Origin of the sequence: Streptomyces syringium (genome assembly GCF_017876625.1) — a bacterium.
GTDB classification, from domain to species: Bacteria; Actinomycetota; Actinomycetes; order Streptomycetales; family Streptomycetaceae; genus Streptomyces; species Streptomyces syringius.
Genome location: NZ_JAGIOH010000001.1, coordinates 3,641,859 through 3,666,955, shown reverse-complemented (window position 1 = coordinate 3,666,955; position 25,097 = coordinate 3,641,859). Strand labels below are relative to the sequence as shown.

The window sequence follows — 25,097 nt, the reverse complement described above, 5'->3', positions numbered from 1 at the left end:
ACGGCGCCTAAGGCGCCAACGCGTCGATGGCCTTCACGATCCGCTTGTCCGACACCGGATGGGCCGTGCCCAGCGCGTGGGCGAAGTAGCTGACCCGCAGCTCCTCGATCATCCAGCGGATGTCCCGCGCCTCCTGCGGCACGGGCCGCCCCTTGGGGAACTGCTCCAGGAGCCAGAGGTACTCGTCGCGCATCTCGTGCACCTTCGCCATCCGGGTGCGGTCCCGCTCGGCGTTGGTGGGCAGTTGCGTCAGCCGCCGGTCGACCGCCACCAGATACCGCAGCAGGTCCGGCAGCCGGCGCACGCCGTGGGCGGTCACGAAGCCGGGCCGTACGAGGTCCGCCAGCTGCTCCTTGACGTCGGTGACGGACGGGATCAGCACGAGCGACTTCGTGTCCTTCAGCCGGCGCTCGCACGCCTGCCAGGCGGCCAGCACCTCCCGCACCTTGCGGATGGCGTCCAGCGTCGCGTCCACGATGTCCGCCCGCACGGCGTCGAAGAGCTTGCGGAAGGACTCCTCGTCCCACGCGGGCCCGCCGTGCGCCGCGATCAGCTTGTCGGCGGCACCGGACACACAGTCGTCGAAGAGGGCCTGGATGGAGCCGTGCGGGTTCCGCGACAGGGCGAGCTTCTGCTGGTTGTTCAGCTTGTCCTGGGCGAATTTCGCGGGGTTGGACGGCAGATTGAGCAGGATGAGCCGACGGGTGCCGGCCCACATCGCCTCGCGCTGCTCCGGCTCGGTGTCGAAGAGCCGCACCGCCACCGACGAGCCCTCGTCCACCAGCGCCGGATACGCCTTCACCGGCTGACCCGCCCGCCGGGTCTCGAAGGTGCGCGGCAGCGTCCCGATCGTCCACTGGGTCAGCCCCGAGCGCTGCTCCGGGCCGCGCGGCCCGCCCGCGTCGCCCGCGGTGGTCACGGAGGCCTGCTCGAAGGCCTTGGTGATCGCGGCCTGCGTCTTCGGCTTGAGCCGGATCCGCAGCGCCTCGAGGTCCTTGTCCTCCGCGATCTTCCGCTTGCGCTCGTCAATGATCCGGAAGGTGATCTTCAGGTGGTCGGGGACCTTGCCGAAGTCGAAGTCCTCCGGCTCCATCCGGACGCCCACCATCCGCTGCAGCTCCCGCGTCAGCGTCGTGGCCAGCGGCTCCTGCAGGGGCACGGCCCGGTCCAGGAACGCCTTGGCGTAGTTGGGCGCCGGGACGTAGTTCCGCCGGATCGGCTTCGGGAGGGAGCGGATCAGCTCGGTCACCAGATCCTCGCGGAGCCCGGGGATCTGCCAGTCGAAGCCCTCGGCAGAGACCTGGTTGAGCACCTGGAGCGGCACATGGACGGTCACACCGTCCGCGTCCGCGCCCGGCTCGAACTGATAGGTCACCTTGAACTTCAGCCGCCCCTGCCGCCAGGAATCCGGATAGTCGTCCTTGGTGACCGCCTCGGCGTTCTCATTGATGAGCATGGAGTGCTCGAAATTGAGCAGCTCCGGCTCCTCGCGCCGCTTGTGCTTCCACCAGGAGTCGAAATGCGCACCCGAGACCACGTGCTCGGGCAGCCGCTGGTCGTAGAAGTCGAAGAGCGTCTCGTCGTCGACCATGATGTCGCGACGCCGGGCGCGGTGCTCCAACTCCTCGACCTCGCCGAGCAGTTTGCGGTTGTCGTGGAAGAACTGGTGATGGGTCCGCCAGTCGCCCTCGACCAGGGCATTGCGGATGAAGAGATCACGGCTGGTCTCCGGGTCGATCCGCCCGTAGTTCACCTTCCGCTGGGCCACGATCGGCACGCCGTACAGCGTCACCCGCTCGTAGGCCATCACGGCCGCCTGCTTCTGTTCCCAGTGCGGCTCGCTGTACGTGCGCTTCACCAGGTGCTGGGCGAGCGGCTCGACCCATTCCGGCTCGATCTTCGCATTGACCCGCGCCCACAGCCGCGAGGTCTCCACCAGCTCCGCCGACATGATCCAGCGCGGCGGCTTCTTGAACAGCGCCGAGCCCGGGAACGCCGCGAACTTCGCGCTGCGGGCACCGAGGTATTCGTTCTTCTCGGTGTCCTTGAGACCGATATGGGACAGCAGACCCACCAGCAGCGACTGATGGATGTGGTCGGGCGCCGCGTCGCCCTCCGCGAACTGGATGCCCATCGTCTTCGCGACCGTACGCAGCTGGCTGTAGATGTCCTGCCACTCGCGTATCCGCAGATAGTTCAGGAACTCCGACTTGCACATCCGGCGGAAGGCCGAGGAGGACAGCGTCTTCTGCTGCTCGCGCACATAGCGCCACAGGTTCAGGAAGGCGAGGAAGTCGCTCGTCTCGTCCTTGAACCGGGCGTGCTGCTGGTCCGCCTGCTGCTGCTTCTCCGAGGGCCGCTCGCGCGGGTCCTGGATGGACAGCGCGGCGGCGATGACCATGACCTCGCGCGCACAGCCGTTGCGGTCGGCCTCCAGGACCATCCGGGCCAGCCGGGGGTCCAGCGGCAGCTGCGAGAGCTTGCGGCCGAGCGGGGTGAGCCGCTTCTTGTGGTCCTTCTCCTTGGGATCGATCGCCCCCAGCTCCTGGAGGAGGTCGACACCGTCCTTGATGTTGCGCCGGTCCGGCGGGTCGATGAACGGGAACTTCTCGATGTCCCCGAGCCCGGCGGCGGTCATCTGGAGGATGACGGAGGCCAGGTTCGTCCGGAGGATCTCCGCGTCGGTGAACTCCGGCCGGGAGAGGAAGTCGTCCTCGGAGTAGAGCCGGATGCAGATGCCGTCCGACGTACGGCCGCAGCGGCCCTTGCGCTGGTTGGCGCTCGCCTGGCTGACCGGCTCGATCGGCAGCCGCTGCACCTTGGTGCGGTGGCTGTAGCGCGAGATACGGGCCGAGCCCGGGTCGATGACGTACCGGATGCCCGGCACGGTCAGGGACGTCTCCGCCACGTTCGTCGCGAGGACGATGCGACGGCCGCTGTGGCGCTGGAAGACCCGGTGCTGCTCGGCGTGCGACAGCCGCGCGTACAGCGGCAGCACCTCTGTGAACCGGAGTTTCTTCTTTTCCAGCGCGTCGGCGGTGTCCCGGATCTCCCGCTCGCCGGAGAGGAAGACCAGGATGTCGCCGTCGCCCTCGCGCTGGAGCTCGTCGACGGCGTCGCAGATCGCGGTGATCTGATCGCGGTCGGGGTCGCTGGAGTCCTCCTCCAGCAGCGGCCGGTAGCGCACCTCGACGGGGTACGTACGCCCGCTGACCTCCACGATCGGGGCCTCCCCGAAGTGGCGGGAGAAGCGCTCCGGGTCGATCGTCGCCGAGGTGATGACGACCTTGAGGTCGGGGCGGCGGGGCAGCAGCTGGGCGAGGTAGCCCAGGATGAAGTCGATGTTGAGGCTGCGCTCGTGCGCCTCGTCGATGATGATCGTGTCGTATTGGCGCAGCTCGCGGTCCGTCTGGATCTCGGCGAGCAGGATGCCGTCGGTCATCAGCTTCACGAGCGTCTCGCCGCCGACCTGGTCGGTGAAGCGGACCTTCCAGCCGACCGCCTCGCCGAGCGGGGTGCGCAGCTCCTCGGCGACCCGCTCCGCCACGGTGCGGGCGGCGATCCGGCGGGGCTGGGTGTGGCCGATGAGGCCCTTGACCCCCCGGCCGAGCTCCAGACAGATCTTCGGGATCTGGGTGGTCTTGCCGGAGCCGGTCTCGCCCGCGACGATCACGACCTGGTGGTCGCGGATCGCTTCGAGAATCTCGTCCTTCTTCTGGCTGACCGGCAGCTGTTCGGGGTAGGTGATCTCGGGCACGGCCGCGCGGCGGCTGGCGACGCGCAGTTCGGCGGTGTCGAGATCGGCCGCGATCTCGGCCAGTACGGCCGTTCGGGCTTCGGGCTTACGGATGCGGCGCGCGCCGTCGAGCCGGCGGCCCAGCCGCTGCTGATCGCGCAGCGTCAGCTCGGGCAGGCGGGCGGCGAGGCCGGCGGCGGTGGCGGGGGCAGGCTGCGTAGACATACGAAGTCCAGGATCGCACCAGCGGTCGCGAAGCGGCGAACGCATTTAGGTGGCGAAAGTTCTTGGCCTGGTGCGCGGCGGAGCTCGCGCTGCGCACGGGGGCCGGAGCCGGCCCCGGAAGGGCCCCGGGAAGATCCCGGAAAAGACTGAGGCCCCCGTCGAAGACGGGGGCCTCACCGTGGCTGGGGCCGGGGTCGAACCGGCGACCTATCGCTTTTCAGGCGATCGCTCGTACCAACTGAGCTACCCAGCCACGCAGCTCTTACGAGCCGCAGCGGTCCTGACGGGATTTGAACCCGCGGCCTCCACCTTGACAGGGTGGCGAGCACTCCAAACTGCTCCACAGGACCTTGCAATGTGCGAGCACTAGTCTCGCACACGGTATTGCGTGCCCCCAACGGGATTCGAACCCGTGCTACCGCCTTGAAAGGGCGGCGTCCTGGGCCACTAGACGATGAGGGCTGATGGCCCACCTGGGCGCTTTGCAGCGCGTCGGGGACGTGAGAAGCATATGGGATGGAGGGAGGGAACGCCAAAACGGTTTCCCTGAGCCTTCGCGGCGGGGCCGGGCCGGGCGTGCGGCGCGGCAGAGAAGATCGCGGGAAGTGCCCGCCGGGGTACAGCGCCCGGGGCGCCGTTGGCGGACAATGGCGAGCGTGCTGGAGATGACGCGCGAGGAGTTCGAGGAACTGGTCGCCGAGGCCCTGGACCGCATCCCGCCGGAGCTGACGCGGCTGATGGACAACGTCGCGGTGTTCGTGGAGGACGAGCCGCCGACGGAGGACCCGGAGCTGCTCGGCCTCTACGAGGGGACGCCGCTGACCGAGCGCGGTGAGTGGTACGCGGGAGTGCTGCCGGACCGCATCACGATCTACCGGGGGCCGACGCTGCGGATGTGCGAGTCCCGGGAAGAGGCCGTGGAGGAGACGGAAGTGACTGTTGTTCACGAGGTGGCGCACCACTTCGGGATCGACGACGAGCGGCTGCACGCCCTCGGCTACGGCTGACGGGGAGGGATGCCGGGCGCGGTACGCCGGTCGGGTGGCGGCGCGCCGCGCGTGTCCTGGGCGGGGCGGGGCCAGTTGGGCAGGGGGCCTGTCCCCCCGCGACCCGAAGGCGGTCCCGCTCATGCCCGCAAAGCCACTGGCGTCAGCCGTGACGTTCACCCGTATCGCCGCCGTGACCGTCGCGGCGCTGGCCCTCGGCGGCTGCATGAGCGTGAGCGACCCGGACCGGGTGACGCCGTCGGGCTCGGGCAAGCAGCGCGAGGTGGGCACCCGGCCGGACGGCGGGCTGCCGGCGGTGGACGGTCGTCCGGGCAGGCAGGGCGCGAAGGTGCCGCACGGCGCGAGCGGGAGCCCCGCGGCGAAGGGGGCGTCCGCGGAGTCCTCCTCCCCCTCCCCGTCCGCCGGGTCGGCCGGGGCGTCGCCGCCCGCGGGGAAGCCGGGCAAGCCGGGGGAGCGGTCGAAGCCGCCGGGTGGCCAGGGGCCGGGAACGGAGCCGCACCCCGGGCGGCCGTCGGCGCCGTCCCAGCCGGCCTCGCAGCCGCCGAGCAGCCCGCCCTCGCCGCCCGCGCCGACGTCTCCCCCGGAGACGACCCCGCCCGCTCCGCAGCCCGCTCCGCAGGCGGGGCCGGTCGCTTCATGACGGCCTCGTAGCTGCCTCGCAGTCGTAGGCGCGGAGGCTGGTGCGGGGATGAAATGGCAGGTCAGGAGGGGTATCCGCCATCTCTTCGAATGCCCATTCGAGATGTCCCGCAGAAGGGGACTTGCGCGATGTGGTGGTGGGTGCGTATGGTGGTAGATCGTTTGATCCCATTTGCCCGGCGCCTGACAGAAGCGCGCCGTGTGGCGCGTTCCTTACCTTGCCGTGGCTGACCGCATCGAGGCGGTCATTTGTGAAGCCGACACGGAGCTTGGGCGCGTGCCGAAACTCCGGAAGGTTTCGCATTTCGCATGTCCATTTCCACTGAGCAGACCGTCATGCCCGAGAACGACGAGATCGTTGTCGAGGCTGCCGCTGACACCACCCCCGAGACCCCCGTCGTCGACGCTGTCGCCGATGTCGACACCGATGCCGACGCTGCCGCCGCCGACTCCGATGACGCGGACGCCGAGCCGACGGTCACCTTCGCCGACCTCGGTCTGGACGAGGCCATCGTCCGCAAGCTCGCGCAGAACGGCGTGACCACGCCCTTCCCGATCCAGGCCGCGACCATCCCGGACGCCCTGGCCGGCAAGGACATCCTCGGCCGTGGCCGCACCGGCTCCGGCAAGACCCTCTCCTTCGGTCTGCCGCTGCTGACGGTCCTCTCCGGTGGCCACACCGAGAAGAAGAGCCCCCGCGGTCTGATCCTCACCCCGACCCGCGAGCTGGCGATGCAGGTCGCCGACGCCCTCCAGCCGTACGGTGACGTGCTCGGCCTGAAGATGAAGGTCGTCTGCGGCGGTACGTCGATGGGCAACCAGATCTACGCCCTGGAGCGCGGCGTCGACATCCTCGTCGCCACCCCGGGCCGTCTGCGCGACATCATCAACCGCGGTGCCGCCAAGCTCGACAAGGTCCAGGTCGCCGTCCTCGACGAGGCCGACCAGATGGCCGACATGGGCTTCCTGCCCGAGGTCACCGAGATCCTCGACCAGGTCCCGTCCGGTGGTCAGCGCCTGCTGTTCTCCGCGACGCTGGAGAACGAGATCGACACCCTCGTCAAGCGCTACCTGGTCAACCCCGTCACCCACGAGGTGGACGCGGCCCAGGGCGCGGTCACCACGATGACGCACCACGTCCTCGTCGTGAAGCCGAAGGACAAGGCGCCGGTCACGGCCGCCATCGCCGCCCGCAAGGGCCGCACGATCATCTTCGTCCGTACCCAGCTGGGTGCCGACCGCGTCGCCGAGCAGCTGCTCGACTCCGGTGTCCGCGCCGACGCGCTGCACGGCGGCATGACCCAGGGCGCGCGTACCCGTGTGCTGGAGGACTTCAAGGGCGGCCACGTCAACGTCCTCGTCGCCACCGACGTCGCCGCGCGCGGTATCCACGTCGACGGCATCGACCTCGTGCTGAATGTCGACCCCGCCGGTGACCACAAGGACTACCTGCACCGCTCCGGCCGTACGGCCCGTGCCGGCAAGTCCGGCACGGTCGTCTCCCTGGCCCTGCCGCACCAGCGCAAGCAGATCTTCCGTCTGATGGAGGACGCGGGCGTCGACGCCTCGCGTCACATCGTCGGTGGCGCCGGCGCCTTCGACGAGGACGTCGCCAAGATCACCGGTGCGCGTTCGCTCACCGAGGTCCAGGCCGACTCCGCGGCCAACGCGGCCAAGCAGGCCGAGCGCGAGCTCCAGGACCTCAACCGCCAGGTGGAGCGCGTCCAGCGCCGCGCCACCGAGCTCCGCGAGGAGGCCGACCGCCTCGTGGCGCGCGCCGCCCGCGAGCGTGGCGAGGACCCGGAGGCCGCCGTGGCCGCCGCGGCCGAGGCCGCTGCCAACGAGGCCAAGGCCGAAGAGGCCGCCGCCGCCGTGCCCGCGCAGTCCGCGTCGACCCCGCGTGACGAGCGTGGCAACTACGAGCGCCGCGACGACCGTTCCTCGGGCGGCTTCCGCCGTGACGACCGCCGTGACGACCGCTCCGGCGGGTTCCGTCGCGACGACCGCCGCGACGACCGCTCTTCGGGCGGCTTCCGCCGTGACGACCGTCCGTCCGGTGGCTTCCGCCGCGATGACCGCCCCTCCGGTGGCTTCCGTTCCGGTGGCGACCGTCCGTCGGGTGGGTTCCGTCGTGACGAGCGTCGTGACGAGCGTCCCGCCGGTGGTGGCTTCCGCCGCGATGACCGTCGTGACGACCGTCCGTCCGGTGGCTTCCGCCGTGACGACCGCCCCTCCGGTGGCTTCCGTTCCGGTGGCGACCGTCCGTCGGGTGGGTTCCGTCGTGACGAGCGTCGTGACGAGCGTCCCGCCGGTGGTGGCTTCCGCCGCGATGACCGTCGTGACGACCGTCCGTCCGGTGGCTTCCGCCGTGACGACCGCCCCTCCGGTGGCTTCCGCTCCGGTGGCGACCGCCCGGCCTCCGGCGGCGGCTTCCGCTCCGGCGGCGGCGACCGCCCGTTCAACCGCGACCGTCGCGACGACCGCCCCTCGACCGGCGGCTACCGCTCCGGTGGCGACCGTCCGGCCGGCCGTCGTGACGACCACCGCGGTGGCGGCACCGCCACCGGCTCCTTCGGCCGCCGCGACGACAAGCCCCGCTGGAAGCGCAACGGCTGATAGCCGCAGCTGATCTGAGGGCCCGTACGACACATTTGTGCCGTACGGGCCCTTCTGCGTACGCCCCCTCCGACACCCGCGACGCGGCCCCGGCGAATACGACTCGGGCTCCGGCGGTCGGCCGGGCTATGCTGCGGGGTGCGGGCCGTTAGCTCAATTGGCAGAGCAGTGGACTTTTAATCCATTGGTTGTGGGTTCGAGTCCCACACGGCCTACGTGATGCGGGTGGGGGTTATGCCCCCTGACCTGCGGTCGAGCGCCTCGTCCGGTTCCTGCCGGGCGGGGCGCTCCGGCGTTGTGGGGCGCTGGTGTGCCCCTTGCGTGCCCACCGGGCCGTTCGGCGAGGGACTGAGGCGCGCCCTCCCGGACCCGGCCCGGACACGCGCGCTCCGGGGCAGCGACCAGGGGCGTTTCCTGACGGACGGCCGGGTTCCCGCGTGACTGCCTGTGTATGGCGGGGAGTTGTGGCGAGAGGGTGGCGCGACCTGGCGGTCGGCCCGGGCGTACGTCCCCTTCCCGGACATTCTTCCCTTATTCCCGTCCGAAACCCCGTTGAACCGCGCTCAGTTAGTGAAATTCCCGCCCCCGAGCCGTGTTCGCGCCGCTACGGTAAGTGCGCGGGGTGGGTGAGGCGAGGGTCGGGAGGCGGAGACGTGGAGCATTCGCGAGCGGGTGAGGGCGAGGGCGAGACGCGGGCCGGGGTGGGCGGCGGCGAGCCGACGCCCGCCGACCAGGTGGAGGAGCTGCTGAAGCGCGCGCAGAACGGGTTCGAGCTCGACGAGCCGCTGCTCGACCGGCTGCGGACCGCGCTCATGCACCAGTCGGAGCTGCGCTCGTACCGCCAGCGCAATGACGAGCCGCGGCCGCTGCGCTGCAATACCTACCGGCACGTCTTCCTGCTCTCCGACGGCAGCAGCCGGCTGCTGTACGAGCTGGAGCACGACACCGGGCCGGACGACCGCTTCCTCTACGAGGTGTACGCCCGGGAGGAGGCGCTGGACCAGGCCGAGCGCCGGGTGCACGAGCGGATCGGCGGCGGCATCGGCCCCGGCACCGAGGCCGAGGAGCTGCCCGCCTGGCTGGCGGAGGAGCTGCTGCTCGCGATGGGGCCGACGCGTCCCCACCGGGAGTACGTCTGCGACGCCTCGCCCGACCACGCCCGCCGCCTGCTGCGCCGCGCGGAGAACGCGGACGGGCCGGGCGAGGTGGTGCGCGAGCTGCTCCAGGGGGCGCTCGGACATCACATCGCGCTGATCACCAAGCCGCGCCGCCGGGGCGCGGGGCGGGATGCGACGTGGTGCCGCTTCTACGAGCACGCGTTCCTGCTGGAAGGCGGCGGCGAGGTCAGCCTCTGGGAGCTGGAGCACAATCTGACGGCCGACGGCCGGCTGGTGTGCGAGGTCTACCTCGACGAGGCGGAGGCCGAGGTGGCGGCGGACCGGCACGCCCGCGCGCAGGGCGTGGAGCTGTAGCCGGCCGGCCCGCGGCGGGGCCCCGGGGAACCGGGGCGGCGGTGGGGGTTACGGGGGGCCGCCTGTGTGTGCTATGGTCTTTCAAGTTGCAGTTGTGGTACCCATGAACTCGTGTGCGCCTGACGGTTTTGTAACCGAAGGCGCATTTTTGTTTTTGCCGGTCTATTCCGGTGTGGGGCCCATCCCATTAAGGAGATAGACATGGCTACTGGCACCGTGAAGTGGTTCAACGCTGAAAAGGGCTTCGGCTTCATCGAGCAGGACGGCGGCGGCCCGGACGTCTTCGCCCACTACTCGAACATCGCCTCCTCCGGCTTCCGTGAGCTGCTCGAGGGCCAGAAGGTTTCCTTCGACGTCACGCAGGGCCAGAAGGGCCTGCAGGCCGAGAACATCGTCGCTGCCTGACGATCGGATGCCCGCCCGGTCGACTGAGTCAAGGCCTTTCGGCCCGATGACTCGACCGGGTATCGCATAGAGCATTAACGCAATGGGGCCCGCACCACTGGGTGCGGGCCCCATTGTTGCCCCCGCACCAGCGCGCCCAGGCTTTTCCGCCGCCGTCCGTCCCGGACGGCCTCGCGATGCGAAGTCCTTGATCTCGGGCGTGCCACCCCATTGAGGGAAGGTCCCCGAATGACCCGCTCAGCCCGCCCTGCCCGCTCGTCCTCCGCCGACGGCGGCTCCGCCCGCCCGTCGCGCGCGCGTGGCCCGCAGTCCTCCCGAGGCGGTCAGCCCCGTGGCGGCCAGTCCAAGGGCCGCAAGCCCGCCGCCGCTCCCCTCCAGGGCGAGTTCGAGATGCCGGTCAGCACGACCCCCGCGCTGCCGCCCGTCGAGTCCTTCGACGCGCTGGACATGCCGAACGGCCTGCTCGCCACGCTGACCCGCGAAGGCGTCACCGAGCCGTTCCCGATCCAGGCCGCGACGCTGCCCAACGCGCTCGCCGGCCGCGATGTCCTCGGCCGCGGCCGCACGGGCTCCGGCAAGACCCTGGCCTTCGGCCTGGCGCTGCTCGCCCGTACCGCGGGCCGACGGGCGGAGCCCAAGCGCCCGCTCGCCATGGTCCTCGTCCCCACCCGTGAGCTGGCCCAGCAGGTCACCGACTCGCTCAGCCCGTACGCGACCGCCGTGAACCTGCGGATCGCCACGGTCGTCGGCGGCATGTCCATCGGCCGCCAGGCGCAGACCCTCGCGCGCGGCGCCGAGGTGCTCGTCGCGACCCCCGGCCGCCTCGCCGACCTCATCCAGCGCGGTGACGCCAAGCTCGGCGACGTGCGGATCACGGTCCTGGACGAGGCCGACCAGATGGCCGACATGGGCTTCCTGCCGCAGGTCACCAAGCTGCTCGACCAGGTCGACCCGGACGGTCAGCGCATGCTGTTCTCCGCGACCCTCGACCGCAACGTCGACCGGCTCGTCCGCCGCTTCCTCACCGACCCGGTGACGCACTCCGTCGATGCCTCCGTCGGCGCGGTCTCCACGATGGACCACCACCTGTTCCACGTGACCGACCAGGACAAGAAGGACTCCGTCACCCGGGTCGCCGCCCGCGCCGGCCGCGTGATCATGTTCGTCGACACCAAGCGCGGCGCCGACCGCCTGGTGAAGAAGCTGCTGTCCGAGGGCGTCCGGGCCGCCGCGCTGCACGGTGGCAAGAGCCAGCCGCAGCGCAACCGCACGCTGGACCAGTTCCGCACCGACCAGGTCACCGCCCTGGTCGCGACGAACGTCGCCGCGCGCGGTATCCACATCGACGGCCTCGACCTCGTCGTGAACATCGACCCGCCGACCGACCACAAGGACTACCTGCACCGCGGTGGCCGCACCGCGCGCGCCGGCGAGTCCGGCACGGTCGTCACGTTCGTGCTGCCCGAGCAGCGCCGTGAGATGTCCCGGATGATGACCACGGCCCAGATCACGCCGAACGTCATCAAGACGTACCCGACCGACCCGGAGCTCGCCCGCATCACCGGCGCCCGCGAGCCCAGTGGTGTCCCGGTCGTCATCACGCCCCCGGCCCCGGCCCAGCCGCAGGGCACCGGCAAGTCGTCGAGCTCGCGCGGCAGCCGCGGGGGCCGCGGCCGCACCCGCACGGACGCCTCCGGCTCCGGCACGGGCGGCTCGGGCAACAGCGGCAGCCGCCCGTTCCGCGGCTTCGGCAACGGCACGGAGGGCTCCCGCCGCTCCGGCACCCGCCCGGGCAACGCGGTCGGCCGCGGCCGTCGCAGCGGCGGCGGTGGCGGCGGCACAGGCGGCGGCGGCCGTCGTCCGTCCGCGGCGTGACGCGTACGGAGTGACCTGACGGTCTTCAACGCCGGACGGGCTGGTTGTGGCTGAGCTCAGCCACAACCAGCCCGTCCGGCGTTTGAGGACGCGCCCGCAGGGCGCTCACCGCCGCAGGCGGCAGACGGCCCGCAGCCGAAATCCGCCGGACAGATCTCAGGGCTCACCCACCAACGGCGCAGTACCAGTCGCCCGCGCGAGCGTCACGCGCGAGGCTGAGGGGATACGCGCGGGACGGCCGGTCAGGAGAGAACACGGTGGGGAAGCGAGGCGAGCCCGGGTCGGCTTCGACACGCGACCCGGCACGTGAACCCGTACGCGGCCGGGCAGACGATCCGGCCCGTGATCCGGCCCGCGATCCGGCATCGAACCCCCCGTGGAACCCGCCACCGCGGAACGGCGGGGAGTCCCACTGGACCGCCATCCGCCGCGCGGCGAAATGGCTCCCGGCCCTGCTGATCGTCGGCGGCGCCGCCTTCGACTACTTCACCCCTCCCCGCTTCACCTACGCCCCCTTCTTCTGCTCCGCCCCCCTCGTCGCGGCGGCCCTGCTGTCCCTGCGCGCCACCGCGACGACCGCCGTGGCGGCCGTGGGCGCGGCCATCACCCTCGCGGTCTACCACCGCGTACAGGACACGGCCGAGTCCACGACCGAGGTCGTCACCGTCACGGCCGTCTCCCTCCTCGCCCTCGGCCTGAACCGCATCGTGCGCCACGGCGACCAGCAGCTCGCCTCCGCGCGCGGCATCGCCGAGGCCGCCCAGCGCGCGGTCCTGCCGACGCCGCCCGCCCGCATCGCCGGGATGCGCGTCGCCGCGCGCTATGTGGCGGCCCAGGCCGACGCCCGGATCGGCGGCGACCTCTACGCCGTCCAGGACACCCCGCACGGCGTGCGCGTCATCGTCGGTGACGTACGCGGCAAGGGCCTGGGCGCGGTGGAGGCCGTCGCGGTGGTGATCGGAGCCTTCCGGGAGGCCGCCGAGCAGGAACGCACGCTCGAAGCGCTCGCGGCACGGCTGGAGCACGCGTTGCGGCGGGAGGGCAGACGGCGCGCCAACCTGGACCAGTCCGAGGGCTTCACCACCGCCGTCCTGGCGGAGGTGCCGCCCGGGGCGAACACGCTGCGCCTGGTGAACCGCGGCCACCCGCCCCCGCTGCTGCTGCACATCGACGGGCGGGTGGACGAGACGTACCCGGAGGTGCCGGCGCTGCCGCTCGGCATGGGGGACCTGGGCGGGTGGCCGGACCGGGCGGAGGAGCGGGAGTTCCCGGCGGGTTCGACGCTGCTGCTGTTCACCGACGGGGTGACCGAGGCGCGGGACGCGGACGGCGTCTTCTACGTCCCGCAGGAGCGGCTGCGCGGCAGACAGTTCCGGAGCCCCGACGCGCTCCTCGACCTGCTCGCCGCGGACGTGGCCCGCCACTCGGGCGGTCACACGGCCGACGACATGGCCCTTCTGGCGATCCGGCGCGGTGACGGCTTCCACCATCCCGTGGCCGCCGCGCGCGGCACCCTCACCGCGACCGTGACGTCCACGCGGACGCATACTTCCCCGCACGGATCTGCTGCCGTTTCTCCCCCCGCTTCCCCCGCTGCTTCTCCCGACGACGGTAAATGATCTTGAATCGGCACGTGCCGCGGATGTCGGCTGACGAGGGATCAACTCCGTGGTGTTCCGGTAGCGCGCAGTAACTCGCCTGCCGGGAAACCCGCGTGTCCTGTGAAGTAGGCCCCGAAAGCCGGTGGGTTCGGGCGTTCGGCTTGGAATCCGCCAGCCATGTCTATTAACGTTCGATAACGCAGCGCGGTCGTCACAGCCGCCGCAAGAGGCGGCACCGTGCGCCTTCGCCGAATCCCGCGGGCACAGCACCATCTGCACCACCAGCGACAACCGGGAACCGGGGAACCACCAAACTTGGGGTGAATCGGGCCGTACTCCGGCCCGTAGGAGACCTTCCTGCTCCGAACCCGTCAGCTAACCCGGTAGGCGAGAAGGAAGGAAAGGAGTCGCCCTCGTGGCGTCCAACAAGCCTGCCCCCGGCGATGGTTCCTACGAGTCGTACGGGCCCTACGGGTCGTACGAGCAGCCGGAGCCGACCGAGCTGTACGGAGCCGGGGCCTACGCGCCGGAGCCTTCGATCGTGCCCGCGTACATGACTCCTCTGACGCCCGAGCCCGTCGTCGCCGCCCCGTCCACCGTGACCCCCGTGGCCGCCGCCGAGCCGGCCGGGGAGCCCGGGGAGGTGTGGAACCCCACCGCGGAGTCCGTCGCCCCGGTCCGCGGCAGACACCGCGTCGTCAAGCAGCGCGGCGGCACGATGGCCCGCAGTGGCGCGGTCCTCGGTGTCGGCGTGATCGCGGCGGTCGGCGCGGGCGGCATGGCGACCGCCCAGGACCGCCCGGCGACGCCGATATCCGTGCCCGACGTGGCGCAGAACATCCCCGGCTTCGGTGCGCTGCTGGCGGATGACGACGACAAGAAGAAGGACTCCGCTTCCGGCTCCGCCGCGGCGCAGGCTCCCGGTGCCGATCAGCCGCTGACCCAGGCGGGACTGTCCGCCGAGGAGGCGGCCCGGGGCACGTCCGACGCCGGCGAGGCGCTGCGCGCCCGCATCCTCCAGCAGGCCGAGCACCAGCAGAACCTCGGTGACGAGGAGGCCCGCGAGGCCGAGGCGAAGAAGGCCGCCGAGGCCCACCGGAAGGCGGCGGCCGAGAAGGCGGAGCAGGCTGCCGCCGAGAAGGAGAAGGCGGAAGCCGAGGCGGCGGCCGAGAAGAAGAAGGCGGAAGCGGAAAAGGCGGCCGAGAAGGCCGCCGAGAAGTCTTCGAACGAATCTTCCGACGAAAATGCGAGCGAATCCGGGAGTGGCGGGTCGGAGCCCTCGGGCGGGGGCGGCGGCCACAGCTCGGGCTCGTACTCCCTCCCCGTCGGCTCATACACGCTGACCGCGGGCTTCGGCCAGGCCGGCGACATGTGGTCCGCGAACCACACCGGCGCGGACTTCGCCGCCCCGACCGGTACCCCGGTCAAGGCGGTCGGCGGCGGCACGATCACCAGTGCGGGGTGGGCGGGCGCGTACGGCTACCGCGTCGTGCTGACGCTGAACGACGGCACCCAGATCTGGTACTGCCACCTCTCCTCGATGGTGGTCACCTCCGGCCAGGTCTCGGCGGGCGACGTGATCGGCCGGGTCGGTGCGACCGGCAACGTCACGGGCCCCCACCTGCACCTGGAGACCCGGCCGGGCGGCGGCTCGCCGGTCGACCCGCTGTCGTGGCTGCGCGGCCGAGGCCTGGAGCCGTAACGAGGCCTGCAGCCGTAAGGGGCGTGGGGCTGCTTGTCGGGGGCGCGGGGCAGTTTCGTAAGGGGTACGGGCGGGAAACGGCTCCTACGAACGTAGAGGCCCTACGCCCACTGCCCGTCCCGCACGACGTCGATAATCGGTCCCGATAACCACACCTTTGCCACGAATGCTTCAGGTTCAGGTGGGAACTCGGGGTGTGTGACGGATGCGACGATCACCACCTCAGTGCCTGCCCGCCTCGACCGGCTGCCCTGGTCCCGGTGGCACTGGACGGTGGTGATCGGCCTCGGCACCGTCTGGATCCTGGACGGGCTGGAGGTCACGGTCGTCGGCAATATCGCCGGGCGTCTGTCCGAGAAGGACAGCGGCCTGTCCATCACCTCGGGGCAGGTCACGGGCCTGGCGGCGGCGCTGTACGTCGCGGGCGCCTGCGTCGGGGCGCTCTTCTTCGGCCGGCTGACCGACCTCTTCGGCCGTAAAAAGCTTTTCATGATCACGCTCGCCGTCTATCTGGCGGCGACCGCGATGACCGCGTTCTCCTTCTCCACGTGGTGGTTCTTCCTCTTCCGCTTCCTGACGGGCTTCGGCATCGGCGGCGAGTACGCGGCCATCAACTCCGCCATCGACGAGCTGATCCCCGCCACCTACCGCGGCCGCGTGGACCTGATCATCAACGGCAGTTTCTGGCTCGGTGCGATCGGCGGATCGCTGCTGTCCATCCTGATGCTGGACACGAACATCTTCCCGGCCGACCTCGGCTGGCGGATCACCTTCGGCTTCGGCGTCGTCCTGGGGCTGGCCATCCTGCTCGTACGGCGCCATGTGCCGGAAAGCCCACGCTGGCTCTTCATCCATGGACGCGGCGAAGAGGCAGAAGTGCTGGTGGCCTCCATCGAGCAACGCATCGAGATGGAGAAAGGCGAGGTGCTGCCGCCACCCACGCGGCAGATCACGATCCACCAGCGCAAGAGCATCGGATTCGGCACCATCGCCCGCACGGTCTTCTCCCAGTACCGGCGCCGGGCGATTCTCGGCCTCGCGCTCTTCATCGGCCAGGCCTTTCTCTACAACGCGATCACCTTCGGCTTCGGGGCCATTCTCACCACCTTCTATGACGTGTCCACGTCCCGCACCGGCTACTTCTTCGCGGTGATAGCGGTCGGCAACTTCCTCGGCCCGCTGTTCCTCGGCAGGCTTTTCGACACCATCGGCCGCCGCATCATGATCTCGTCGACTTATTTGCTGTCCGGTGTGCTCCTCTTCGGCACGGCCGCGCTCTTCGACGGCGGGCATCTGAGCGCCAATACCCTCACCGCCTGCTGGGCCGTCGTCCTCTTCTTCGCCTCGGCGGGCGCGAGCAGCGCCTATCTCACGGTCTCGGAGGTCTTCCCGATGGAGACCCGGGCCATGGCGATCGCCTTCTTCTACGCCCTGGGCACGGCGGCGGGCGGCATCAGCGGCCCGCTGCTGTTCGCCTCACTGACCGCGAGCGGCGTCGTCGGCGACACGGTCCTGGCCTTCCAGATCGGCGCGGCGCTGATGTGCCTGGCCGGGCTGGTGGCAGCGTTCCTGGCCGTCCCGGCCGAGGGCCGCTCGCTGGAGGACATCGCGGAGCCGTTGTCGACGGCGAAGAAGCCGTCGACGCCGGGCCCGCCCGACCCGCCCACCCCGGAGGCGGGGGCGGTGACGGCCGAGGCTTGAAAGGATCGGTGCGAGGGCGTTGCGGCCCCGGAATCGGAACCGGACGGAATACGAACTTCTGCCCGGCTGTTGTGTGTCCCCATGGCTGACATTCACAAGAAGATCGGCAACCTTTCTGTCCACCCGCTCGCCCTCGGCGGCAATGTCTTCGGGTGGACGGCCGACGAGGCGGAGTCCTTCGCCGTCCTCGACGCGTACGCGGCGGCGGGCGGCAATTTCATCGACACCGCGGACATCTACTCCGTGTGGGCACCGGGAAACGAGGGCGGCGAATCCGAGACCGTCATCGGCAATTGGTTCGCCTCCCGCGGCAACCGCGCCGACATCGTCCTTGCCACCAAGGTCGGCGGCGGCCAACCCGAGAAGCGCGGGCTGTCCGCGAACGCCATCAAGTCGGGCGTCGAGGAATCGCTGCGGCGGCTGCGCACCGACTACATCGACCTCTACTACACGCACTTCGACGACCCGTCGGTGCCGGTGGAGGAGTTCATCACGGCCCTCGACGCCCTGGTGAAGGAGGGCAAGGTCCGCGAGATCGCCGCCTCCAACATCACCGCGGACCGGCTGGCCGAGGCCCTCGCCTTCTCCGACGCGTCGGGCCTCGCCAAGTACGCCGCGATCCAGCCCTACTACAACCTGGTCTCGCGCGACACCTACGAGGGCGACCTGGCCGACGTCGCCGCCCGCCACGGCCTCGCGGCCGTCCCGTACTTCGCTTTGGCCTCGGGCTTCCTCACCGGCAAGTACCGTCCGGGCCGGTCCGTGGACAGCGCACGGGCGGAGGGCGCCGGCAAGCACCTGGAGTCCGAGCGCGGCCGCCGCGTCCTCGCGGCCCTGGACGAGGTGGCCACGGCCCACGACGCCGAGGTCGCCACGGTGGCCCTGGCGTGGCTGAACGCCCAGCCGACGGTGGCGTCCCCGCTGGCGAGCGCGCGCACGGTGGAGCAGCTGCCGGCGCTGCTGGCGGTGGCGGACGTGACGCTGACGGAGGCGGAGCTGAAGCGTCTGACGGAGGCGTCGGCGTAGGGGGAACGGTTACGGGCCGGGGCGGCCGGCCCGTAACCGTGGGTCGTCGGTCAGCCCTTGCGCTCGACGGCCCAGGAGGCGAGGGCGACCCCACCGGCGACGGCGAAGACGGACGGCCAGGCGCCGACCTTCTTGGCGAGCGGATGGGATCCGGCGAACGCGGCGACGTACAGCCCGCTCAGCGCGGCAGCCTTGCCGGCGCCGGACGACTGCGCCCACTGCCGCGCGGCCACGGCCCCGGCGGCGGCCAGCGCCACCCCGCCGAGCGGCCGCTGCTTGGTCCAGCGGGCAACGCCATAACCACCCACAAGCCCGCTCGCGGCTACAACAGACGTCGGAATCCGACCCATAAGGCACCTCCTGGCTAAGGAAAAGCTCGGTCTCACGAGGCTAACCCCGCGTAGATTCGTTACTTGAGGGAGGCTTCGACCCGAGGAGCGCACAGGTGATCTGGTACGGGCCTAATGTCCTGAGATTGGCTGATGCGCTGGTCGAGGCGTACGCCGAGGTCTTCACGGCACCACCGTGGAACGAGGACGAGGAATCCGTTCGTCACTTCCGCACCCGCCTCACCACTGATGCCCAGCGACTCGGCTTCCGAGCGGCGGTCTCCCAGTCATCGGAAGGCATCGAGGGCTTCGCCACGGGCTGGCTCACGCAGCCGCCGTTCCCGACGGCGCGGGCGTACGGCAAGGTCACGGCTCAGCTGGGCCCGGAGCGCGTCACCGACCTCCTGATGGGCGCCCTGGAGGTCGACGAACTGGCCGTCCGCCGCCGCTCCCGGGCCAACGGCCTGGGCCGCCGCCTCCTCACCGAACTCACCACGGACGCCCCCGCCGCCCGCTCCTGGCTCCTCACCGCCCGCAAGGCCACGGCCACCATGGCGACCTACCACCGCCTGGGCTGGCACGAACTACGCCCACTGCCGGGCAAGGAGAACGACATAGCGGTCTTCCTGGCCCCCACCCACCCAGGCGCCACCGCCGGCGGCCAACGCCCTCACCCGAGCCGCCCCATCCGTATGGCTCCGACGAAGTCGGCCCAGGCGCGGTGAGGGAAGGCGAGCGTGGCGCGGGTGGGGTCTTTGGAGTCGCGGACGGCGGTGTGGCGCGCGCGGAAGGCGGCTTCGACGCACTTCGTCGCAATCGGATTGATCGCGGACCTTCTCCGCTGGCTCAGCGCCCATGACGGCGACCCCAACTACGCCCTCGACCTGGCGCATGTGCGCTTCGAAGCAGAAGCCGGAGCCGCCGGGTGAGGGGCTCGCATCCTTCGCCTCAGCCTGCGGCAATGGCGGAGTACGTCCAGACGTCGGCAGGCATCTCGTGCTTGAGCTTCCACTCGATGCCCATGGGGTTGCTGCCCTTGTGCTTGATGTAGTCGGCAGGCCCAAGAAGCATCCAGGGCTGAGGGCCGCCTATGTCCGTCTTCTTGTATCGGCGGACGAAGAGAAGGACGCTGGTGCCCTTCTGCCGATGGGTTTGGTACCGCAGGCCCGTCGGGGAAGTGCTGGACGTTTGGTTCTGCGATTCCCAGTGGAAGATCTCCGGGCTCATCGCGTAGTCCTTGTAGCGCGTCTCGGGGGAGAAGTCCTTGGCGTCCTTCTCGAGAGTGATGAGGAGAGCGTCGACCTTTACGCTTTCGCACCACTTCACGCCTTCACGGAAGTGCCCAGGGAGGAAGCCGTCGACGCTTGCTTGCTCCAGCGCGGGAAGGATCTCTTCTCGGCTGTAGGCGGCGTGAATCGTCAGCGGGATGCCCGCGTGGTCACCGTCGAGCGCGACGGGCAGGTGCTCTGTGTGCTCCAGGTTGTAGCTGAGCACCTGCTGCAGCTCGCTGCGGAACGCTGACTGCTCCCCCAGCGCCTTGAAGCCTTCGGCATATGAGGTGAAGCCTCCACCGAGGGGCCACAGGGAGAAGAACAGCATGCGGGCGTAGGCCTGGCCCTGGCTGTCGAGAGACTCGTAGGTCGGGGGTTCGTCCACCAGAATGCGGCTGTAGGCCGCTACCCGCGCGGGGTCATCGACGTGGAGGAAGGCAGAGACGCGCTTCAGTAGTGCATCTTCACCCTCGGGCGCGGGTCCGCTCAGGAGATTGGCTCTACGCAGCAATCTGGTCCAGGAGTTGTTGGAGCGGTAGAGCTCCTTGAGCTCGCGCTGGCTCTCCCGGAGGTAGTCGGCCAGTCGGGGCTGGGCGTAGGAGGCGACCTCGCGGGTCAACTGGGTCACATTGACGTTGATCTGGCTCTTGATGTTGTCGAGGATGCGCTCCTTCGACTTTCGATCGAGGACGATCTGGCATCCGGAAGGCAGCAGCGGGAAGTCCTGCTCGACGTTGTCGGCCAGGCGCTTGCGGGTGAGGTTGGTGAGGGCGCGGAACTGCTCTTCGAAGCGGAACTCTTTGCGGTGCTGTCCGATGAAGTCGAGCACGGTGAGCACGGCCTTATCGGGGGTGCGGCGAAGGCCTCGGCCGAGCTGCTGGAGGAAGACCGTAGCGCTGGACGTGGGACGGAGCAGGAGGAGCGTATCCACGTCAGGGATGTCCAGACCCTCGTTGAACAGGTCAACGGAGAAGAGAACCTGGATCTTGCCATCTCGGAGCTCGGTCAGCGCCTGCGCCCGCTCGGCGGCGGGCGTGGTGCCGTCGAGTGCTTTGGCGCTGAGCCCAGCCTGACGGAAGAAAACTGCCATGAACCGAGCGTGGGCGACGGACACACAGAACCCCAGTGCCCGCATGGTGCCTGGGTCGGTCACCTTGTCCTGCACCGCTTTGACGACCAGACGAGCCCGGGCGTGATTTCCGGTGAAGAGCTTGTCGAGCTCGCCCGTGTCGTAGGCACCTCGTTTCCAAGTGAGGCCTTCCAAGTCCACGTTGTCGGCGATGCCGAAGTAGTGGAACGGGCTGAGCAGGTCGTTCTCCAGTGCTTCCCAGAGGCGCATCTCGGCGGCGATGTGGCCGTCGAAGAACTCATCCTGGACGTTGAGCCCGTCCATCCTCTCCGGGGTGGCCGTAAGGCCAAGGAGCTCGATCGGCTGGAAGTGATCGATGATCCGCCGATAGGTCGGAGAGACGCCATGGTGGAACTCGTCGATGACGATGACGTCGAAGTGATCCGGGGCGAACCGTTCGAGCGACCGGGCGTTCAGAGACTGGACACTGGCGAACACGTGCGTCCAGTTGTCCGGGACCTCCCCTCCGACTGAAAGCTCGCCGAAGTTCGGATCGATCAGCACGTCCTGGTAGGTGCGCAGGGACTGCTTCAAGATTTCTTGGCGGTGAGCGACAAAGAGGAGCTTGAGGTCACGTCCCTGGTGCTTCCTCTTGAGCGCTTTGTAATCGAGGGCGGCCATCACGGTCTTGCCCGTGCCGGTGGCGGCGACGAGGAGGTTTCGGTGCCGGCCGTGGAGATCGCGCTCGATCTGCAACCGCTCCAGCATGTCCTTCTGGTGTGGGTACGGCCTGACCTCGAGCCCAGAGAGACTGATGGACGTGGTGTCGCCCCGCTGCCTACCGCTGGCCTGGGCGAGGGCAGCCATCAACCGCTCGGCGTCCTTGTCAGGGTCGTAAGGCTCAAAGGCTGGCTCGCTCCAGTAGGAGTCGAAGGTGGCCTCAAATTTCCTGAGCACCGCAGGAGTCGCTACAGAGGACAGCCGGACGTTCCACTCCAGACCGTCGAGAAGCGCAGCCCGAGAGAGATTGGAGCTGCCGACGTATGCGGTGTCGTAGCCACTGTTCCTGCGGAAGAGCCAGGCCTTCGCGTGAAGCCGGGTCGATCGCAGCTCGTAGTTGACCTTGACCTCCGCGCCGAAGTCCTTGACCAGCCGATCTAGAGCAGCGCGCTCAGTAGCGCCGATGTACGTAGTGGTGATGACCCTGATGGGCACGCCTCGCGCTGCGGCAGCCTTGAGCGGTCCCTCGAGCACGCGCAGGCCGTGCCACTTCACGAAAGCGCACAAGAGATCCACGCGGTCGGCGGTGGCCAACTCGGCGCGGAGCTCAAACCCGAGATTGGGATCTTCGGGGGAGTTCGTAATCAGCGCTGTCTCGGACAGTGGCGTGGCGGGTCGCAGGGTGTAGACACCCGGTGCCTCCTGCTCCGCGATGGAGAGCAACTGCCTTGGCCCAGCCGCGATGTACTCGACCAGTTCCTGTGCACCATCGCGAGTGTTCAGGGTCTCCAAGATGCGGTTGGCTTCCTTGACTCGCTCGTCGGGAGGCAGGGAGACGAGGACCTGCCGGACGATGTCAGCGATGTGTCGAGCAAGGACATGGGGCGAGGATTGATCACCCACCTTCTGCTCGGCAGTACGCCAGCCGCTCGCATGGAGATCTTGAAGGTGCTGTTCAAGACGCGAGGTGATCAGGCTCTCGTAGAGGCCGGGCGGAGGGGTAACACCGTGCTCGAAGGGCGTGCTCACAACAGCGTCTCCTCGCCTCGTCGGATGCTGCTGCCTGTTCTATCAGCGACCACCGACAGACCGGCCGGGAACGATCACCCGGAAGATCGCATCTGGGCGCCAAGGAGGTTGAGTTGGACTCCACTCGGGCAATCTCGATCGCACTTGCGTACTGTCTGCGCATGGGGATCAGGGATGCACTCGTTGAGATAGCCGCGAACTACGATGCGAATGCGGACACCTCCAAGGGCGTCTACGCCCAGGACCTCCTCCGTGCGGCTGGCCAGACCCTGGCACCGTTCCTTCCTGGAGAGCTTCGGGCAAAGGGGAACGGGGGAAGCGGTGGTCCCAGTCGGACGCCTTGGATCGGGGTGTACGACCCCGAGATCACTAGTGACCCCAAGCGTGGCTTGTACCTGGCGTACATCTTCTCTGCCGACCTCAAGACGGTGTCGCTCACACTTCAGCAGGGCGTGACAAGCCTGGAGAAGAAGCTGGGGCGGGGGGCAAAGCGTCGGGCTTTCCTGAAGGCAAGAGCACAACGCTTGCGGGCGGGGCTCCCTGAGGCCCTGATGGCGGGCTGGGACAACCCGTTGGTGCTGAGCTGCGCGGTCGACAGGGCCCTGTCGTATGAGGCAGGGAGTGTCGGAGCCCGCTGCTACGCGGTGTCCAACATGCCGTCAGAGATGTGTATCCGAGGCGACCTCTGGCACATGACGGACGTCTTGCAACAGGCAGCCCTCATCGAGCCGCAACTCATCGAGGAGGAAGGCCCGAACGGCCTCCAGGTGGGGTACGTGCCAGCACCGCATGGCCAGGCCACGGGCCTCGATCTCTTCCGCCCGAAGAATGCCAGCGACTACCTGGCGCACATTCCTGAGCGCACCCTTACGAAGCAGCGAATCCACGAGAGCCTGGTAGAGGCCTTCGGCCCGTACGCGCTTGAGCGCGGGTTCGTTCCCATCACCGAGAAGGTGCACCCCAGGGACCTGGTCCTGCGGCAGAACGGCGCCGAGTGGCTGGTGGAAGCCAAGACCGTCAAGCGCGGAAACCCCACCACAGCTGTTCGGGAAGCGGTAGGCCAGCTCCTCGAGTACAGGTACTTCTGGTACGAGGTTCAGGGGCAGGCCAAGCCCCATCTCCTGGCCCTCTTCACTGAGGACATCCACGTATACGCGGAGTACCTCGAACAGCACGGGATCGCCGCCGTCTGGAGGACCCTCGACGGCTGGGCCGGTTCGGCCTCTGCCGTCTCGTGGGGTCTGGTCGACTGACAGAAACGATCCTGCGCCTACGGCTCACAAGCGGGGCCAGAGGATCGCGTCAGAAATGCCGGCCCGGCTGCTGTGGGTACCCCTGGTACCCGCCCGCCCACGGGCCCGGTGGGGGGACGAACGGCATGGGGACCGTTGTCGCCGCGCTCGCCAGTGCCGGTTGGGCTATGTGCTTGCGTTGCCAGAGGTGGTGGAGGAGTTCCTGCTCGCGGGCGGTGAAGTCCGGGCCTGCCGTGCCGCGGTAGGCGCGTTGGCGGAGGAAGGCCAGGGACGTCGCGAAGGAGATGTACTCGGCTACCGCGTGGGCCGCGGGCTTGCCGCCGTGGCGGCGGGCCATGTCGCGGGCTATGCCTCGGGCGCGCATGGAGGACAGGGCCACGGGCTCGGGCGGGGTGAGCCAGCCGGCGGCCTGGTAGGCGGGGAGGTGGGCGCGGACTGTGCGCAGCTCGTTCTGGCGGGACCAGATGGTCAGCCAGACCAGGACGCCGAAGACCGGGACCATGAAGAGGGCGTAGACCGCGAGGAAGGCGAGGCCGCCGAGGGTGGCCGAGCCGTTCCAGACGCCGTGCAGGACCATCGCGGTCAGCAGTGCGGCGATGGGGATGACGACGCGCAGGACGGGCCGACGGGGGCCGAAGGTCGCGGCTATGCCGAAGCCGAGGCCTGTCATCGAGGTGAAGAGCGGGTGGGCGAACGGCGACATCAGTACGCGCATGAAGAACGTCGCCACCGTCGTCGAGCCCAGCCCCGAGTGCCCGAAGCTCTGGTCGGAGGCGAAGGCGTTGCCGAGGTAGAGGATGTTCTCGGTGAAGGCGAAGCCGGTGGCGGTGAGGCCGGCGATCACAACCCCGTCGACGATGCCGTTGAAGTCGCGGCGCCGGAAGACGAAGAGCAGCAGGATCGCCGCCGCCTTGGCGCTCTCCTCCACCACCGGTGCGACGAACGTGGCGCCCCAGGCGTCGGCGCGCTGGGAGACGTCGATGGTGCTCACGAGCCACTTCGTGGCGAAGGTGTTCGCCAGCAGGGCGACGAGGGTGGCCGCGCACGCGCCCCAGGCGAAGGCGAAGATCAGATTCCGCCAGGGCTTGGGTTCGACGCGGTCCATCCAGCGGAACGCGGCTATGAGCAGGGGTACGGGCAGCACGGCGAGGCCGAGCCCGACCAGGAAGCCCTCGGTGCCGGTCTGCTCGCGCACGAGCGCCAGGATGATCAGGCCGCACAGCGCGAGCAGCAGCATCACCGCCCCCGCGCGTACCGCCTTGTTGTCCCACAGGGCGCGACGCGGCTTGTAGCGCCAGCGTGCCGGCGCGGGTACGGCGGCGAAGCTCGGCTGCTGTTCGTAGGCCGGCACCGGCCGGGCGTACGACTGCTGCCCGTAGGCCGGCATGGGCCCGGGAAGCGGCTGGTGAGGGGACGGGGAC

The 25,097-nt window shown here is 69.6% G+C and carries 18 protein-coding genes, 4 tRNA genes and 1 riboswitch; of the genes, 14 read left to right on the top strand and 8 right to left on the bottom strand.

Annotation, left to right across the window (positions count from 1 at the left end; translation table 11 throughout):
* Positions 1-7 precede the first annotated feature (7 nt).
* The 4 genes from hrpA to JO379_RS16120 all read right to left on the bottom strand — a co-directional run bounded on the left by hrpA (position 8) and on the right by JO379_RS16120 (position 4,423).
* The gene (gene hrpA, locus JO379_RS16135; RefSeq protein ID WP_130878764.1) at positions 8-3,961 is read right to left on the bottom strand and encodes an ATP-dependent RNA helicase HrpA; all 3,954 of its coding nucleotides are present in this window, start codon (positions 3,959-3,961) and stop codon (positions 8-10) included.
* 179 nt (positions 3,962-4,140) lie between these two features.
* Positions 4,141-4,214 (bottom strand) — tRNA-Phe (locus JO379_RS16130).
* Between the two features lie 22 nt (positions 4,215-4,236).
* A tRNA-Asp gene (locus JO379_RS16125) sits at positions 4,237-4,311 on the bottom strand.
* 39 nt (positions 4,312-4,350) lie between these two features.
* A tRNA-Glu gene (locus JO379_RS16120) sits at positions 4,351-4,423 on the bottom strand.
* Between the two features lie 194 nt (positions 4,424-4,617).
* Between JO379_RS16120 and JO379_RS16115 the strand changes: the two genes are divergently transcribed.
* From JO379_RS16115 to JO379_RS16065, 11 genes are all read left to right on the top strand, one after another.
* Positions 4,618-4,968, top strand: a complete 351-nt coding sequence (locus JO379_RS16115; RefSeq protein WP_130878765.1) for a metallopeptidase family protein — start codon at positions 4,618-4,620, stop codon at positions 4,966-4,968.
* A 121-nt stretch (positions 4,969-5,089) separates the two neighbouring features.
* Positions 5,090-5,608, top strand: coding sequence for a hypothetical protein (locus JO379_RS16110; protein WP_130878766.1), 519 nt, complete (start codon positions 5,090-5,092; stop codon positions 5,606-5,608).
* Positions 5,609-5,916: 308 nt separating this feature from the next.
* On the top strand, positions 5,917-8,223 hold the full coding sequence (locus JO379_RS16105) for a DEAD/DEAH box helicase (protein WP_209515470.1): 2,307 nt from the start codon (positions 5,917-5,919) through the stop codon (positions 8,221-8,223).
* A gap of 142 nt (positions 8,224-8,365) precedes the next feature.
* Positions 8,366-8,438: transfer RNA gene (locus JO379_RS16100), tRNA-Lys, on the top strand.
* A gap of 438 nt (positions 8,439-8,876) precedes the next feature.
* Complete coding sequence (locus JO379_RS16095) at positions 8,877-9,695, top strand: DUF6227 family protein (protein WP_242626128.1); 819 nt, start codon at positions 8,877-8,879, stop codon at positions 9,693-9,695.
* 201 nt (positions 9,696-9,896) lie between these two features.
* Complete coding sequence (locus JO379_RS16090; RefSeq protein ID WP_130878768.1) at positions 9,897-10,100, top strand: cold-shock protein; 204 nt, start codon at positions 9,897-9,899, stop codon at positions 10,098-10,100.
* A gap of 228 nt (positions 10,101-10,328) precedes the next feature.
* A complete protein-coding gene (locus JO379_RS16085) occupies positions 10,329-11,975 on the top strand; it encodes a DEAD/DEAH box helicase (RefSeq protein WP_130878769.1) in 1,647 nt (548 codons plus the stop codon).
* Between the two features lie 257 nt (positions 11,976-12,232).
* The gene (locus JO379_RS16080; protein ID WP_372449087.1) at positions 12,233-13,594 is read left to right on the top strand and encodes a PP2C family protein-serine/threonine phosphatase; all 1,362 of its coding nucleotides are present in this window, start codon (positions 12,233-12,235) and stop codon (positions 13,592-13,594) included.
* Positions 13,595-13,814: 220 nt separating this feature from the next.
* Positions 13,815-13,980: riboswitch (cyclic di-AMP (ydaO/yuaA leader) on the top strand.
* 11 nt (positions 13,981-13,991) lie between these two features.
* Positions 13,992-15,278, top strand: a complete 1,287-nt coding sequence (locus JO379_RS16075) for a M23 family metallopeptidase (protein WP_307842021.1) — start codon at positions 13,992-13,994, stop codon at positions 15,276-15,278.
* A gap of 198 nt (positions 15,279-15,476) precedes the next feature.
* The gene (locus JO379_RS16070) at positions 15,477-16,979 is read left to right on the top strand and encodes an MFS transporter (protein WP_130878770.1); all 1,503 of its coding nucleotides are present in this window, start codon (positions 15,477-15,479) and stop codon (positions 16,977-16,979) included.
* A gap of 81 nt (positions 16,980-17,060) precedes the next feature.
* Positions 17,061-18,005, top strand: coding sequence for an aldo/keto reductase (locus JO379_RS16065; RefSeq protein WP_209515468.1), 945 nt, complete (start codon positions 17,061-17,063; stop codon positions 18,003-18,005).
* Positions 18,006-18,055: 50 nt separating this feature from the next.
* Here the strand turns inward: JO379_RS16065 and JO379_RS16060 are convergent, their stop codons facing one another.
* Positions 18,056-18,355, bottom strand: coding sequence for a hypothetical protein (locus JO379_RS16060; RefSeq protein WP_209515465.1), 300 nt, complete (start codon positions 18,353-18,355; stop codon positions 18,056-18,058).
* 125 nt (positions 18,356-18,480) lie between these two features.
* Here JO379_RS16060 and JO379_RS16055 point away from each other — a divergent pair, with 125 nt between their 5' ends.
* A complete protein-coding gene (locus JO379_RS16055; protein WP_245381476.1) occupies positions 18,481-19,059 on the top strand; it encodes an N-acetyltransferase in 579 nt (192 codons plus the stop codon).
* On the opposite strand, the gene JO379_RS33935 is transcribed toward JO379_RS16055, so the two are convergent.
* Complete coding sequence (locus JO379_RS33935; RefSeq protein WP_307842212.1) at positions 19,005-19,151, bottom strand: DUF397 domain-containing protein; 147 nt, start codon at positions 19,149-19,151, stop codon at positions 19,005-19,007. The two genes, JO379_RS16055 and JO379_RS33935, sit on opposite strands and share 55 nt — an antisense overlap.
* Here JO379_RS33935 and JO379_RS33930 point away from each other — a divergent pair.
* A complete protein-coding gene (locus JO379_RS33930) occupies positions 19,081-19,263 on the top strand; it encodes a hypothetical protein (protein WP_307842231.1) in 183 nt (60 codons plus the stop codon). The two genes, JO379_RS33935 and JO379_RS33930, sit on opposite strands and share 71 nt — an antisense overlap.
* Positions 19,264-19,282: 19 nt before the next feature.
* On the opposite strand, the gene JO379_RS16045 is transcribed toward JO379_RS33930, so the two are convergent.
* Positions 19,283-22,423, bottom strand: coding sequence for a DEAD/DEAH box helicase (locus JO379_RS16045; protein ID WP_209515460.1), 3,141 nt, complete (start codon positions 22,421-22,423; stop codon positions 19,283-19,285).
* Between the two features lie 161 nt (positions 22,424-22,584).
* Here JO379_RS16045 and JO379_RS16040 point away from each other — a divergent pair, with 161 nt between their 5' ends.
* Positions 22,585-23,676 (top strand): MrcB family domain-containing protein, encoded by a 1,092-nt coding sequence (locus JO379_RS16040; RefSeq protein WP_209515459.1) that lies wholly within the window; start codon positions 22,585-22,587, stop codon positions 23,674-23,676.
* Positions 23,677-23,725: 49 nt separating this feature from the next.
* Here JO379_RS16040 and JO379_RS16035 read toward each other — a convergent pair whose 3' ends face one another.
* Positions 23,726-25,063 (bottom strand): PrsW family intramembrane metalloprotease, encoded by a 1,338-nt coding sequence (locus tag JO379_RS16035; protein WP_130878843.1) that lies wholly within the window; start codon positions 25,061-25,063, stop codon positions 23,726-23,728.
* Between the last annotated feature and the right edge of the window lie 34 nt (positions 25,064-25,097).

Coding starts and splice junctions, on each gene's coding strand:
- hrpA (WP_130878764.1), bottom strand. CDS start 3,961: ATGTCTACGCAGCCTGCCCCCGCCACCGCCGCCGGCCTCGCCGCCCGC.
- JO379_RS16110 (WP_130878766.1), top strand. CDS start 5,090: ATGCCCGCAAAGCCACTGGCGTCAGCCGTGACGTTCACCCGTATCGCC.
- JO379_RS16105 (WP_209515470.1), top strand. CDS start 5,917: ATGTCCATTTCCACTGAGCAGACCGTCATGCCCGAGAACGACGAGATC.
- JO379_RS16090 (WP_130878768.1), top strand. CDS start 9,897: ATGGCTACTGGCACCGTGAAGTGGTTCAACGCTGAAAAGGGCTTCGGC.
- JO379_RS16085 (WP_130878769.1), top strand. CDS start 10,329: ATGACCCGCTCAGCCCGCCCTGCCCGCTCGTCCTCCGCCGACGGCGGC.
- JO379_RS16065 (WP_209515468.1), top strand. CDS start 17,061: ATGGCTGACATTCACAAGAAGATCGGCAACCTTTCTGTCCACCCGCTC.
- JO379_RS16060 (WP_209515465.1), bottom strand. CDS start 18,355: ATGGGTCGGATTCCGACGTCTGTTGTAGCCGCGAGCGGGCTTGTGGGT.
- JO379_RS16040 (WP_209515459.1), top strand. CDS start 22,585: ATGGGGATCAGGGATGCACTCGTTGAGATAGCCGCGAACTACGATGCG.
- JO379_RS16035 (WP_130878843.1), bottom strand. CDS start 25,063: ATGCCGGCCTACGGGCAGCAGTCGTACGCCCGGCCGGTGCCGGCCTAC.